Raw genomic sequence first — 12448 nt, 5'->3', positions numbered from 1 at the left:
CCAGGCGACTTAGTCGGGAGCTAAAACAGCAAACTCCGGGGAGATGGCAGAGGTAGAGTGGCGGTCAGAAATTCCACTTCAGGTTCAGGGCCGCGCCCTCTTCCAGCAGGGCAACGCCGTGGTCCGCACGGGCCCGATCAGAAGCGTAGCGTTTTCCGCCGGCCCCGGAACGATACAGGCTGAGACTTAACAGGCGGGAACCGATTTCCGTCAGTGCGTCCTCGGAATCATCACGCTCGAAATCACCCGCCATCCGTTCCTGGAGTTCGTAAACATCCTCGGAAACGTTTTCATCGGCGATGACTCGCTCGTCCGCCTCGGCACGAACGACGAATGCAATCATATTGAGGGCTAACAGCGCTACAAAAATGCGGATAATCATGATACTTCTGACGACCTTTTTTATTAGAGCAGCAGTCTACGTTCGTATAAGGCTAAAGTCTAACGATTCGAGGCCAAAAAGATGTGAATCTGCACACAAAATAGTCGATTTTTTGTCACCAAATGAAACCGTTTATGTCAATAAATTATCTTCCTTGGTTTCATTACACCCTGGCGGCAGAACTGCACCCTGACACTCTTCCGGGAAAGACGTCAGGGTGGCTCACTCAGGGACAGGGGTAGGTGAACTCCTGGTGAATGGCCTCGATGGCTTCAATCACCTCACTGTCCAACGTAATCTGGGCCGATCCGATGTTCTCCCTCAACTGCTCCATGGTGGTAGCGCCGATGATATTGCTGGTAACAAAGTCACGGCTGTTCACCCAGGCCAGGGCCAGCTGCACCGGTGACAGACCATGTTTCCCGGCCAGATCCGCATAGGCACGGGTCGCCGCCTCGCCACGGCCGCCGGAGTACCGGCTGAAACGCTCAAACAGGGTCAGACGGGCCTTCGGCGGGCGCTGTCCATCCAGATACTTGCCGGACAACATGCCAAACGCCAGCGGCGAATAGGCCAGAAGCCCGGCCTGCTCCCGGTGTGACACTTCCGCCATCCCCACTTCGTAGGAGCGGTTCAGCAGGTTGTAGGGATTCTGGATACTCACAGCCCTTGGCCAGCCCTTTTCCCGGGAAAGCCTCAGGTACTCCATGGCTCCCCAGGGCGTTTCATTGGACAGTCCGATGTGGCGAATCTTGCCCTCTTTCACCAACTCGTCGAGAGTCGAAAGGGTTTCCTCAATCGGTGTCGACTGCTCCTCCGGGTTATGGACATAACCCAGCTTGCCGAAAAAGTTGGTATGCCGGTCCGGCCAGTGCACCTGGTACAAATCAATGTAGTCGGTCTGCAGACGCTTCAGACTGTCATCACAGGCCTGGCGGATGTGATCGCGGGTCAGCCGGGGCCCGTCCCGCAGATAACTCAGGCCATTCCCTGGCCCCGCCACCTTGGACGCAATCACCAGGTCATCCCGACGACCACGGCGAGCCAGCCAGTTGCCGAGATACTGCTCGGTCCGCCCCTGGGTCTCAATTCGAGGCGGCACCGGGTACATTTCTGCCGCATCAATAAAGTTAATACCTTCGGAAACGGCCAGGTCCAGTTGCTCAAACGCTTCCTGTTCCGTGTTCTGCTCGCCCCAGGTCATGGTGCCGAGGCAAATCAGGCTGACATCGATATCGGTGGTGCCGAGCTTGCGCGTCTGCATAGTTTCTCCGGTTCGTCTGGTCAAAAGGTAAACAGATTGTCACGGGGCTGTCGCATAACTGTCACAGCGACTTCCCATAGTGGAAACATGATTCAGGGAAACACAGGACGCACCGTGACCAATTCATCGCAGGCCATCAAGCGCAGCCGTCACATTACCATCGTTTCCGAAACCTTTCCTCCGGAAATCAATGGTGTGGCGAACACCTTGAGGCACTTGTGCCAGGGCTTGCTGCAGCGCGGGCACCGGGTAGCCGTGGTACGCCCCCGCCAGCAGCATGAAGTCAAAGGACCGGTGGACCGCGCCGGAGATCAGCTGTTTTCCGCCGAACACGTGGTGACGGGCCTGCCCCTGCCCGGCTATCCGGATCTTCGCTTTGGACTGGCCGGAGCCCGCTCGCTGACAAAACTCTGGAAAGTGCAGCGTCCGGACGCGGTTTACGTAGCCACCCAGGGACCGCTGGGGCTGGCAGCCGTCACCGCCGCCAGACGTCTGGGCATACCGGTCAGCTCCGGCTTTCACACCAATTTCCATTCCTACAGCCGATATTACGGTGCAGGGTTCCTGGAAAAGCTGCTCTGTGCCTATGGACGCTGGTTTCACAATCGCACCGCCATCACCCTGGTGCCCACCCGGAAAATGCAGCGCACGGTGGGGGATATGGGCATCGTCCCGACGGGACTCTGGAGCCGGGGCGTGGACTGCCACCGCTTCAGCCCACACAAACGAGACGAGGCACTGCGTCAACAGTGGGGCCTGAAAGACACTGACCGGGCCGTGCTCTATGTCGGCCGGCTGGCCTCCGAGAAAAACCTGCAGATGGCCGTCGCCTGTTTTGAACGCCTTCGGGGACTGCACCCCCAGACCCGGTTCATCCTGGTGGGCGATGGTCCGCTGCGCAAACAGCTGGTGGAACGACACCCGGATTACATCGTCTGTGGCACCCGGCGGGGGGATGACCTGGCGCGCCACTATGCCTCCGGGGATATTTTCCTGTTCCCGAGCAAAACCGACACTTTCGGCAACGTGGTAACCGAGGCCATGGCCAGTGGCCTCGGTGTGGTGGCCTTCGACGATGCCGCCGCCAGCGAGCACATTCGCCAGGAAGAAAACGGCATGAAGGCGCCGCTGAACGACGATGAGAGCTTCGTGGACAATGCCCTGCGCCTCGCCGACCAACCCACGCTGCTGAACCGAATCCGCGCCCAGGCACGCCTGGACGCCCTGGAATTGAACTGGGCCAGCCAGATCGAGCAGTTTGAACAGCTGGTATTCAATCAGCCAACAAAGGCCAACTACCATGCCGTCAACAACCAAAGCATCTCGCTTCTTTAATCTGGTGGACCAGCGGGAATACGCCTTGTGCCAGGCGATTAACCGCAGCCTGCGCTTCCGGCCGGTACACGGCTATTTTCAACTGGTCAGTCGCCTGGGTGACGGCTGGCTGTGGTATGCGCTGATTCTCGCCATGCCGGTGATCCGGCCCGACGATGGCCTGGCACTGGCCCTGCTGATGGTCGCCACCGGACTCACCTGCACGGTGACCTACAAGCTGCTCAAACGCTGGCTGATCCGTGAGCGACCGTTTATCTCATTCCCGAATATCAATTGCGGCACGCCGCCGCTGGACCGCTACAGCTTTCCGTCCGGCCACACCCTGCACGCTGTCTGCTTTACCACCATGCTTGCGCTGCTGGCGCCGGGTCTGTTCTGGCCGCTGCTCCCCTTCACACTGAGTGTGGCTGCCTCGCGGGTCGTCCTGGGCCTGCACTACCCCAGCGATGTCGCCGCCGGAGCACTGATCGGCGGATGCCTGGGCAGCCTCGCGGTCTACGGTTTGACCGCGCCGGTCTGGGCCCTGTTTGCCACCTGAGCCGGCCTTTATTCGAACAGTCGCAACTGCGTGACGGGCGAGTCGTCGTTCCGGAAGCGCACACCCAGCCCCATAAGCCGAACCGGACGCGAACTGTCCGTGACCAATTCATCCAGTAGCGCGCCAAAATCTTCCACTACGGGTTCCCGTATTTGTTCCCGGACCCGCTCCAGGGTATGGGTCGAAAAGTCGCTGTAGCGAATCTTGATAAACAGCTTGTGAATCGGTTTGTCGCGGGCCTTGCGGTTCAGCCGCAGGTTCAGGTCGGCCACCAGCGAGGCCATGACTGACTCACAGGCGGTCTTGTCGGGCAGATCCTGGGAAAAGGTTCGCTCCACGCTCAGTGACTTGGCGATGCGGGACACCACCACCGGGCGCTCATCACGGCCAAACGCCATCTCGTGCAACCGGTAGCCCTGCTTGCCGAACCGGTCGATTAACACATCGGCGCCGATCGCCTGCAAGTCGCCACAGGTGGTCACATCAAGGGCTCGAAGCTTGCCGGCAGTGACCTGCCCCACCCCGAACAGTTTTTCCACCGGCAATTCGGCGACAAAACCTTCAACGTCCCGGGGGCGAATCACGAACAGGCCATCCGGCTTCTGCCAGTCACTGGCGATTTTTGCGAGAAACTTATTGGGCGCCACGCCAGCGGAAATGGTGATGCCCACCTCGTCCCGCACACGCTGGCGAAGGTACTGCGCCATTAACGTGGCACTGCCCTTGTGATCGGTGACATCACTGACGTCCAGGAACGCCTCGTCCAGGGAGAGCGGCTCCACCAGGTCGGTCAGCTCACGCAGGATGGCCATGACCTGTTGCGACACGGCGCGGTATCGCGCGATGTCCGGCGGCACTGTCACCAGTCCCGGGCACAGGCGGCGGGCCTCCCCGCCCGGCATGGCAGACCGCACCCCGAACGCCCGGGCGCGGTAATTGCAGGTGGACACCACACCCCGACCGCCTTCTCCGCCCACGGCGAGGGGAACCTCCCTTAACGAGGGATCGTCCCGCATCTCCACGGCGGCATAAAAGCAGTCGCAATCCACATGTATGATCTTGCGCTGGGACATCGGGTAACAACTCGGGTCGACAATCTGTACATATATACAGCCTTGTATCTTAAGCTAACATACAGAGAATGTCAGGAACTCTTCAGGCACTCTACAGCCCAACAGGTGAGCAATCATGACAAACCCCATTCCCGAGCAATCACAAACCGAAATCGAAGCCGCAGCATTCCGGCGCCTGGTACAACACCTGCGTGATCACACCGAGGTCCAGAACCTGGACCTGATGAACCTGGCCGGATTCTGTCGTAACTGCCTGTCCAAGTGGTATCGTGCAGAGGCCGCCGAACGGGGCTATGAGCTGTCCGATCCGGACGCCCGCGAGGTTATTTACGGCATGCCCTATGAAGAATGGAAATCCCGTTACCAGAAGGGTCCCAAACAGGACCATAAATAATGAACATCAATGAATCAGTGCGGATTCATCTGGCGTCCCTGAAAGCTGGCCATGCCGACTTTGACGATACCCTGGCGTTGATTGACCGCCATTTCGAGTATCAGCCGACCGGGTTCCACAACGGCCCACTGCTCAACGCCGCCGGCGAGAATGCAGGCTCCTGCAGGGTATTTGCACTGGGTCAGTACTGCAGCCTCAACGAAGCCGATACCCTGCAGTTGTTCGCACAACATTACCAACAGGTATTGAATGATCCCGCAGGCGGCAGCCATGGTAACATTCGTCAGTTCATCAGCACCGGCTGGTCCGGCATCCGCTTTGAAGGCGAGCCACTTCGCGCCCGCCCTGCCGACACCCGGAACGATCCCAAGGAAGAGAGCCTTTCATGAGCGATACCGCCACCTCAGGGGTACAACACTGCTTTCAACTGAAAAGCGCCAGCGTGTCCATGACGGCCCTGGAGCTTTATTACTTCGATAATGACGAATTCGAGGACACCCTGCGGGACAAGATCAGTCAGGCTCCCGGGTTCTTCAAGGACATCCCGCTGATCATCAGCCTGGAGAAGTACGAAGGTCTGAGCAGCGAGCTGGATTTCTTCAAGATTATCGGCACCTGCCGCCGCCATAATATCCACGTTATCGGTGTTCGCGGCGGCAACGACGACCAGCGCAGACTGGCCCGGGGAGCTGCACTGGCCCTGCTGCCCGGTGGCAGTCAGCGTGACCGTGACGTCAGCCCGTCCGATCAGAATGCCACGGCCGCCAACGAGCCGGCACAGGTCACCGCAGCGGAAGCCGTCCCGGCAACAGAGGCGCCAGCCGAACCCGCACCGGCCCGCATCATCAATCAGCCGGTGCGTTCCGGCCAGCAGGTGTATGCCCCCGAAGGCGATCTGATCATTCTGGCCCCGGTTCAGGCTGGCGCGGAAGTACTGGCGGCAGGTAATATCCACGTCTACGGTCCGTTGCGTGGTCGCGCCCTTGCTGGCATACACGGTGCGCCATCCGCCCGGGTTTTCTGCCAGTCACTGGAAGCGGAGCTTGTGTCCATCGCCGGACACTATAAAATCTCTGAGGATCTTCAGGACCACGGCTGGAAAACCGCTGTTCAGATCCAGCTCAGGGACGACCTGCTGGTGGTGACGCCACTGGAAAAGGCCTGACAAGACTATAACGACCGATTTATTCGGCATAAATGACGAATCCACCGTGAAACAGGAATGTAACCTTGGCTAGAATCATTGTCGTTACCTCAGGAAAAGGTGGCGTAGGCAAAACCACCACCAGCGCCTCAATCAGTACCGGTCTGGCCAAACGCGGCCACAAGACCGTGGTCATTGATTTTGACGTGGGCCTGCGCAACCTCGATCTCATCATGAACTGCGAACGCCGGGTGGTGTATGACTTTGTCAACGTCATCCAGGGCGAGGCATCGCTGAACCAGGCACTCATCCGCGACAAGCGCGTTCAAAGTCTGTACATCCTGCCGGCCTCGCAAACCCGGGAAAAAGAAGCCCTGACCCGGGAAGGCGTTGAAAAAGTCATTAACGAACTGTCGGAGACCTTTGACTACATTGTCTGCGATTCCCCGGCCGGTATCGAACACGGTGCACTGATGGCGCTGTACTACGCGGATGAAGCCGTTGTGGTCACCAACCCGGAAGTGTCCTCGGTGCGGGATTCCGACCGTATCCTGGGCATCCTGCAGAGCAAGTCCCGCCGCGCCGAGATGGGCCAGGACCCGGTCAAGGAGCACCTGCTGCTGACCCGTTACAACCCGTCCCGGGTGGAAAGGGGCGAAATGCTGTCGGTAGCAGACGTGGAAGAGATTCTTGCTATCCCGCTGCTGGGCGTCATCCCGGAAAGCCAGATTGTGCTGAACGCGTCCAACCAGGGTCTGCCCGTCATCCTTGAAGAAGACAGCGACGCAGGCCAGGCCTATGACGACGCCGTGGGCCGGCTGCTGGGCGAGGAGCGGGAACACCGCTTTATGTCTGCCCAGAAAAAGGGCTTCTTCTCACGGATGTTCAAGGGGGGCTAAGGGATGAGTTTCCTCGATTATTTCAGAAGTAAGAAAAGCAACAGTACCGCCAACGTTGCCAAAGAGCGCCTGCAGATCATTGTTGCCCACGAAAGGGGGCAACGCGAACAACCGGACTACCTGCCCCAGTTGCAGCAGGAACTGCTGGCGGTTATTCGCAAGTATGTGCAGATCAGTGACGATATGGTCCAGGTGGAAGTGGACCGCAACGACAGTTGTTCGGTACTGGAACTGAACGTCACTCTGCCGGAAAGCTGATCGCGCTTTAAATCACTTTCCAGATCACTCTCCAGATCATTCGCAACACGCCCGCAGCTACCAGCGGGCGAAATGATCTTCCATCAATCCCCGTAGCCCTGCTATGGGGATTGTTTTGTCTTCATCATCCACCACAAAGCCTTCAAACGTCCCCGCGTATTGGCGGAAGTTGGACGCCAGCACCAGTGCATTCAGCCGTTCCTTGCGAACGCCCGACGGCACAAAGCGGAGATCCACCCGGCCATCGCTGGTGGTGACCCGCCAGGGTGCGCCCTGGTCGTAGCGATCAAACTCGAACCTGGCCAGATCAAGCTTGATGCAGCGACCGTTGAGCCATAGGGCATTCTCGGTCAACCCCGATTCGTTCACCCCGGTCGCGAGGTTCAGGCCTACGGAGGTGCCATCTGCCAGCTGGCCGGCCAGGCACGCCCAGTTCCAGGCGGTTTCACGGCGCATGAAACCGCAACTCCAGTCGATTGAACCCCGGGTATGGTCATCACAGCGCCAGACCCGGTCTCCCCAGCGAATTTCACCGGTGACCGGCAAGCCCGCAGACTTACGGGTAAATACCCAGCCACTGTATCCCGCAGGACAGGACAATCTCAGGGGATCCCGGTCTTCATGGAGTGCAAACATCGCACGAACAGTGTCACCCGCCGTAACACTGATGCTGCGACCTTCCGGGCCCGGAATAATCCTCAGGTTCGCCTGCTTGCTGCGGAAACTGGCCACACCGTCCTCCGGACGCGGTTCAATCACAGTGCCCATGCCCAGCGGCTGCAGGAAGGTCTGTTCCAGCATCTCTCCGGAAGCAAAATCATAAAGGTAAAAAAATCCGTTGCTCACCAGTTTCAGGTCAACAATGGCCAGACCAAATACCCAGTGTTCCGACATGACACTGACAAACTGGAACTGATTGAATCGCCATTTCCGGGCCAGCCGGGAGCGAGGTCGGTCCATCACCGTTCGCAAGTCATAATCCAGGTAATTGATCGTTTCCACGGGACTTGAAAACACGCCGGTTTGCACCCTTCCCCTGGTATCGATCAGCTGCTTTATCGTCATCGTCAATTCGGGCCAGATTCAGTGTGTGGATGTAAAGGCAGATACCCAGTTCACAATCCCTGGATTCGACGCCACGCCCCCATAAATGTGCGTGATAGACTCCTGGCACTACAACCAAGGAAGTGTACTCTATGCGTAACCCGAGCGCCCACGGCAAGCCCGCATTCAGCATTCTGACGGCCATCCTGGTCTGCTCCGCCATCTTCCCGGCGCTTGTCCAGGCTGCATTACCCGCTGAAAATGCCGATGGCTGGACCCTGCGCAAGGAAACCGACAACATCAAGGTCTACACCATCGATCAGGAAGATTCCAGCTTCCAGGCGTTCAAGGCCGAAGCACTGATGGATACCTCCATGGGAAACCTGATGGCGGTGATGGTCAATCCGGAGTCCTGCGTTGAGTGGGTTCACAATTGCACCAAATCCCATGCCTTTGGTGACGGCAACTTCCTCGACCGGTACGCCTACTCGGTGAACGACATGCCCTGGCCGGTGACCGACCGGGACTACGTGCTGCGCATCCGCACCCATGGCGAACAGTCCACTGGCGAGGTGGTGATGGACCTCAACGCTGTCCCTGATCGCCGCGAGGAGGTCGATGGCCTCGTCCGGGTGGATCGCTCTGATACGCTGTATCGTTTTATTCCCGAAGGCGACAAGACCCGTATGGTCTGGATCCAGCACACCGAACCCAATGGCGCGATACCCGGCTGGCTGGTCAATACCTTGCTGGTGGACATTCCGGTAAGATCCATGGAGCAACTGGAGCGGGTCAGCCGTCGGGAGCGCTACCAGGGTCACACACTGGTGTATGACAATGAAGGAAAACTCATCAATGTGGCGCCGCCGTTACAATCGGGGGATGACTAGCTGCACGGGACAAGCTAAGCTCTGGTGAAAAGGACCCTTCAACAGAACAGGACCCGGTAAATGACTGTTCTCGCTTACGAGATCATGACCCCAAGCATCAAGGCCGTACCACAATCATGGACGATGGAGAGGCTGGCCCGCTTCCTCACCGACAACGAAATCACTGGAAGTCCGGTCACCGATGAACACGGTGACATTGTCGGTATCGCCACCCTGAAAGACATCACCGAATTTCGCTGGAACGCCAACCGCAATGACAACGACGCCCGGCTGACCCCGGAAGAGGAGCGGGAAGCCCGCCGTCTCCGCATGGCCATCTTCGAGGAGATGGGCAAGGTCCCCGTCGAAGTGCGGGATATCATGACGCCGAGCGTCCTTTCCGTTGATGAACAGACCCCGGTGCGCGATATCGCCGATATCATGATGCGTGAACACTTGCACCGGATCTTCGTTACAAAAGACGACAAGATCACCGGTATCATCACCACTTACGACATGCTAAAACTGATTTCAGACAAAGAACTCACCAGCCGCTGTGCCTGAAACGACTGAGCCACCAGAGAGGTAACGCGCCTTATGCCAGGAGCATCGCAAGCTCGCCGAAAGATGTATGTCCTCGACACCAACGTCCTGATTCACGACCCGAACGCCCTCCTCAATTTTGAAGAACACGATGTCATCCTTCCGATGACGGTCCTTGAAGAACTCGACAGCCTCAAGTCCGGCAAACAGACCGTAGCCGCCGATTGTCGCCAGGCCATCCGCAACATCGACAAACTGCTGGGTGATGCCAGCCCGAAGGACATTGAGAAAGGCGTTCCCATTGTAAGGGCAAAGAAGGCCGAGCCCCTTGGCACCCTGTCGATCCTGATGAGTACCGAGAACCACGGCAATCATTCCCTGCCGGAACACCTCAACGACAACAAGATCATCAACACTCTGGCGGCGCTGCAGGACCAGCACAAATCCCGTGACATCATCCTGGTCAGCAAAGACATCAACATGCGGCTGAAAGCCCGCGGTTTCGGTGTGGAAGCCCAGGATTACCACAACGACATGCTGCTGGATGACATCGACCTGCTGCCCAAAGGCTACAAGCAATTCCCCAATTCCTTCTGGGACAATATCGCCAAGGTGGAAACCATTCAGCGCGAAGGCATCACCGAGCATATCCTCAAGCGCGAAGGTGAACTGGCCAGGCTCAACGTTAACGAATTCGTGGTGGACGAACAGGGATTCGTTGGCAAGGTGGTGGACCTGTCCGATGATCAACTGGTCATGCAGGATCTGCATCAACACGATCTGATGAACGAGGAAGTCTGGGGCCTGGTCCCCCGGGACATTTACCAGGCTCTGGCCCTGAACCTGCTGCTGGACCCGGACATTCACCTGGTGAACCTCACCGGCTCGGCAGGGTCCGGCAAGACCATCCTGGCACTGGCCGCCTGCATTGAGATGACCGTCGCCAGCAAACTGTATAAGCGCATCATCGCCACCCGAAGCATCCAGGGGCTGGATGAAGACATCGGCTTCCTGCCCGGTACCGAAGCAGAGAAAATGGAGCCCTGGCTGGGCGCCATCGTCGATAACCTGGAAGCGCTCCATGAAGACGACGAAAACATGACCGCCAGCGTCGACTACATCCTCAGCAAGGTGCCGCTGCACTTCAAATCCATGAACTACATCCGCGGGCGCAGTTTCCAGCACAGTCTGATCATTATTGACGAGTCCCAGAACCTGACGCCGCATCAGATCAAGACCATCATCACCCGCGCCGGCAACGGCTCCAAGGTGATCTGCCTGGGTAACCTGGCGCAGATAGATACCCCCTATCTCAGCGCCCTGAGTTCCGGCCTGACCTACATGACGGAACGCTTCAAGGGCTTCCGCCATGGCGGCCACATCCATCTCCAGGGGGTACCGAGGTCGGTTCTGGCGGAGTACGCCGAAGCCAACCTCTGACGCCCCACCAGAACCAAAAAAGCCGCACCGTGCCCCGGTGCGGCAAATCTGGGCTCAACCACCCAGGGACAACAACAAAGAGGCGCAAATCAGAACTTCAGCCGTCCCCCGACCAGAACGGTGTCCACATCGTCAAAGTCAGCACCGGCACGATCCAGGGAATGATTGTTGTAACCGGCATAAGCCTCAAACCATTTGATTGGGGTAAAGACATAACCTACCCCGACGGTTTCCGCCGAGTCGCCCTTTTCAACGCGGTCTTCTGTTTCCATATAATGAATGTCGACGGCATGTCTGCCCATTATGTATCCCAACTTCGCCAGGTAGAAATCAGAATCCGGATTAGCAGAGTCATCATCACTGCTGGTTGAGTAGGCGCCCGTCAGGTTGATACCGCTGTCGTGCAACCACGACAACGAACCGCCAAGGGTTTCAACATCCCCGGTTTGCCCGCCACTGTCCTTGACTGAATAACCGAGAGCACCGGAGATCTTGCCCCCGAACCGGCCAGAGAAGCGCACCCCGATCTCTGAAACATCATCACCACCCTTGATGCCCTGGCTTATCGAAGGCTGCAGCCCGACCAGGGCTGGCAGATCGTACTTCACACGACTGTATCGGCTCTCGAAATCCTGATCGCTCGTGGCAGCCCCCAGCCGGACCCGCGTATCGGTGGCATCATCCAGAAAGTCCAACCCGCCACCAACCAGCGCAGGGTTGGTCCACGAAATAACCTTGGTACCCGACAGATCCCTTTCGATGTTGCCGTTCGCGGCCCCATCACCCTGACCGAGTGATAATTTGCCAAACCCACCGGAGACAAACAGGTTCAGCTGACGCTCATTGAATTCGCCGCTGATCGAGCGCTCTTCGAGAGTCACCTGATTTGAGGGATTCTGCTGATACTCCAGCTCCACGTGGGCACCGATCACCAGGTCGGTATCGTTAAGGTCGCCTTTCAGCTTGGCGCCGATCCGGCTCCCGCTGTTGTCGTTATCGACGATGAAGTGCTCACTGCCGTCGCCGCTATCCCCGACCAGCACGCCATAGTTCAACTGGCCATACACGTCAGCAGAAACATTCGACACTGGCGCATCCGCAACAAGCTTCGAGCCCGCCGTCTGGGCATACGCACCTGAAGCGGAGAAACCACAAACCACCAACGCAATACATGAAACCAATCTTTTTTGTTTTCTCATTACATCCTTCCTTATTGAATTGTATTTATTGCTTTTCAGGCCAGACACCAGTCTGGCGGGAACACA

The 12448-nt window shown here is 58.0% G+C and carries 15 protein-coding genes; 10 read left to right on the top strand and 5 right to left on the bottom strand.

Features of this window, described 5'->3' with window-relative positions; translation table 11 throughout:
* Positions 1 to 64: 64 nt before the first annotated feature.
* Positions 65 to 382: a hypothetical protein gene (locus ACJO5Y_RS08910; protein ID WP_406986331.1), complete on the bottom strand. Its 318-nt coding sequence runs from the start codon at positions 380 to 382 to the stop codon at positions 65 to 67.
* Positions 383 to 608: 226 nt separating this feature from the next.
* Positions 609 to 1646, bottom strand: a complete 1038-nt coding sequence (locus ACJO5Y_RS08905; RefSeq protein ID WP_406986329.1) for an NADP(H)-dependent aldo-keto reductase — start codon at positions 1644 to 1646, stop codon at positions 609 to 611.
* Positions 1647 to 1733: 87 nt separating this feature from the next.
* On the opposite strand from ACJO5Y_RS08905, the gene ACJO5Y_RS08900 reads away from it, so the two are divergent.
* Together ACJO5Y_RS08900 and ACJO5Y_RS08895 are read left to right on the top strand one after the other, a co-directional pair.
* A complete protein-coding gene (locus tag ACJO5Y_RS08900) occupies positions 1734 to 2981 on the top strand; it encodes a glycosyltransferase family 4 protein (protein WP_406986327.1) in 1248 nt (415 codons plus the stop codon).
* Positions 2947 to 3519 (top strand): phosphatase PAP2 family protein, encoded by a 573-nt coding sequence (locus ACJO5Y_RS08895; RefSeq protein ID WP_406986325.1) that lies wholly within the window; start codon positions 2947 to 2949, stop codon positions 3517 to 3519. Before ACJO5Y_RS08900 ends, ACJO5Y_RS08895 begins: the two co-directional genes overlap by 35 nt.
* A gap of 8 nt (positions 3520 to 3527) precedes the next feature.
* Here ACJO5Y_RS08895 and dinB read toward each other — a convergent pair whose 3' ends face one another.
* On the bottom strand, positions 3528 to 4592 hold the full coding sequence (gene dinB, locus ACJO5Y_RS08890) for a DNA polymerase IV (protein WP_406986322.1): 1065 nt from the start codon (positions 4590 to 4592) through the stop codon (positions 3528 to 3530).
* Between the two features lie 115 nt (positions 4593 to 4707).
* Here dinB and ACJO5Y_RS08885 point away from each other — a divergent pair, with 115 nt between their 5' ends.
* The 5 genes from ACJO5Y_RS08885 (at position 4708) to minE (ending at position 7287) form a co-directional block, all read left to right on the top strand.
* Complete coding sequence (locus tag ACJO5Y_RS08885; protein WP_406986319.1) at positions 4708 to 4986, top strand: DUF1244 domain-containing protein; 279 nt, start codon at positions 4708 to 4710, stop codon at positions 4984 to 4986.
* Positions 4986 to 5375 carry a HopJ type III effector protein gene (locus ACJO5Y_RS08880; protein ID WP_406986317.1) on the top strand — a complete coding sequence of 130 codons (390 nt, stop codon included), beginning with the start codon at positions 4986 to 4988 and terminating at the stop codon, positions 5373 to 5375. The genes ACJO5Y_RS08885 and ACJO5Y_RS08880 overlap by 1 nt, the downstream gene beginning before the upstream one ends.
* On the top strand, positions 5372 to 6151 hold the full coding sequence (gene minC / locus ACJO5Y_RS08875; RefSeq protein WP_406986314.1) for a septum site-determining protein MinC: 780 nt from the start codon (positions 5372 to 5374) through the stop codon (positions 6149 to 6151). The genes ACJO5Y_RS08880 and minC overlap by 4 nt, the downstream gene beginning before the upstream one ends.
* 65 nt (positions 6152 to 6216) lie before the next feature.
* On the top strand, positions 6217 to 7029 hold the full coding sequence (gene minD, locus ACJO5Y_RS08870) for a septum site-determining protein MinD (protein ID WP_406986311.1): 813 nt from the start codon (positions 6217 to 6219) through the stop codon (positions 7027 to 7029).
* 3 nt (positions 7030 to 7032) lie between these two features.
* Positions 7033 to 7287, top strand: a complete 255-nt coding sequence (gene minE / locus ACJO5Y_RS08865; RefSeq protein WP_406986309.1) for a cell division topological specificity factor MinE — start codon at positions 7033 to 7035, stop codon at positions 7285 to 7287.
* Positions 7288 to 7344: 57 nt separating this feature from the next.
* Here minE and ACJO5Y_RS08860 read toward each other — a convergent pair whose 3' ends face one another.
* Positions 7345 to 8352 carry a DUF2804 domain-containing protein gene (locus ACJO5Y_RS08860; protein WP_406986307.1) on the bottom strand — a complete coding sequence of 336 codons (1008 nt, stop codon included), beginning with the start codon at positions 8350 to 8352 and terminating at the stop codon, positions 7345 to 7347.
* A 131-nt stretch (positions 8353 to 8483) separates the two neighbouring features.
* Between ACJO5Y_RS08860 and ACJO5Y_RS08855 the strand changes: the two genes are divergently transcribed.
* From ACJO5Y_RS08855 to ACJO5Y_RS08845, 3 genes are all read left to right on the top strand, one after another.
* Complete coding sequence (locus ACJO5Y_RS08855; RefSeq protein ID WP_406986304.1) at positions 8484 to 9221, top strand: START domain-containing protein; 738 nt, start codon at positions 8484 to 8486, stop codon at positions 9219 to 9221.
* Between the two features lie 60 nt (positions 9222 to 9281).
* Positions 9282 to 9764 (top strand): CBS domain-containing protein, encoded by a 483-nt coding sequence (locus tag ACJO5Y_RS08850; RefSeq protein ID WP_406986301.1) that lies wholly within the window; start codon positions 9282 to 9284, stop codon positions 9762 to 9764.
* Positions 9765 to 9827: 63 nt separating this feature from the next.
* Positions 9828 to 11183: a PhoH family protein gene (locus ACJO5Y_RS08845; protein WP_406986396.1), complete on the top strand. Its 1356-nt coding sequence runs from the start codon at positions 9828 to 9830 to the stop codon at positions 11181 to 11183.
* Positions 11184 to 11272: 89 nt separating this feature from the next.
* Here the strand turns inward: ACJO5Y_RS08845 and ACJO5Y_RS08840 are convergent, their stop codons facing one another.
* On the bottom strand, positions 11273 to 12382 hold the full coding sequence (locus ACJO5Y_RS08840) for a porin (protein WP_406986299.1): 1110 nt from the start codon (positions 12380 to 12382) through the stop codon (positions 11273 to 11275).
* Between the last annotated feature and the right edge of the window lie 66 nt (positions 12383 to 12448).

It is taken from the genome of Marinobacter alkalisoli (assembly GCF_045449855.1).
Lineage (GTDB): Bacteria > Pseudomonadota > Gammaproteobacteria > Pseudomonadales > Oleiphilaceae > Marinobacter.
Note: the sequence above shows the minus strand (reverse complement) of the source record. Positions and strands in the feature narration are given on the sequence as shown.

Excerpts from the sequence above, each read along its gene's own strand:
- ACJO5Y_RS08910 (WP_406986331.1), bottom strand. The coding sequence starts at position 382 with ATGATTATCCGCATTTTTGTAGCGCTGTTAGCCCTCAATATGATTGCA.
- ACJO5Y_RS08840 (WP_406986299.1), bottom strand. The coding sequence starts at position 12,382 with ATGAGAAAACAAAAAAGATTGGTTTCATGTATTGCGTTGGTGGTTTGT.
- ACJO5Y_RS08895 (WP_406986325.1), top strand. The coding sequence starts at position 2,947 with ATGCCGTCAACAACCAAAGCATCTCGCTTCTTTAATCTGGTGGACCAG.
- ACJO5Y_RS08885 (WP_406986319.1), top strand. The coding sequence starts at position 4,708 with ATGACAAACCCCATTCCCGAGCAATCACAAACCGAAATCGAAGCCGCA.
- minE (WP_406986309.1), top strand. The coding sequence starts at position 7,033 with ATGAGTTTCCTCGATTATTTCAGAAGTAAGAAAAGCAACAGTACCGCC.
- ACJO5Y_RS08850 (WP_406986301.1), top strand. The coding sequence starts at position 9,282 with ATGACTGTTCTCGCTTACGAGATCATGACCCCAAGCATCAAGGCCGTA.
- ACJO5Y_RS08855 (WP_406986304.1), top strand. The coding sequence starts at position 8,484 with ATGCGTAACCCGAGCGCCCACGGCAAGCCCGCATTCAGCATTCTGACG.
- ACJO5Y_RS08845 (WP_406986396.1), top strand. The coding sequence starts at position 9,828 with ATGTATGTCCTCGACACCAACGTCCTGATTCACGACCCGAACGCCCTC.
- minC (WP_406986314.1), top strand. The coding sequence starts at position 5,372 with ATGAGCGATACCGCCACCTCAGGGGTACAACACTGCTTTCAACTGAAA.
- ACJO5Y_RS08860 (WP_406986307.1), bottom strand. The coding sequence starts at position 8,352 with ATGACGATAAAGCAGCTGATCGATACCAGGGGAAGGGTGCAAACCGGC.
- dinB (WP_406986322.1), bottom strand. The coding sequence starts at position 4,592 with ATGTCCCAGCGCAAGATCATACATGTGGATTGCGACTGCTTTTATGCC.
- ACJO5Y_RS08900 (WP_406986327.1), top strand. The coding sequence starts at position 1,734 with ATGATTCAGGGAAACACAGGACGCACCGTGACCAATTCATCGCAGGCC.
- ACJO5Y_RS08880 (WP_406986317.1), top strand. The coding sequence starts at position 4,986 with ATGAACATCAATGAATCAGTGCGGATTCATCTGGCGTCCCTGAAAGCT.
- ACJO5Y_RS08905 (WP_406986329.1), bottom strand. The coding sequence starts at position 1,646 with ATGCAGACGCGCAAGCTCGGCACCACCGATATCGATGTCAGCCTGATT.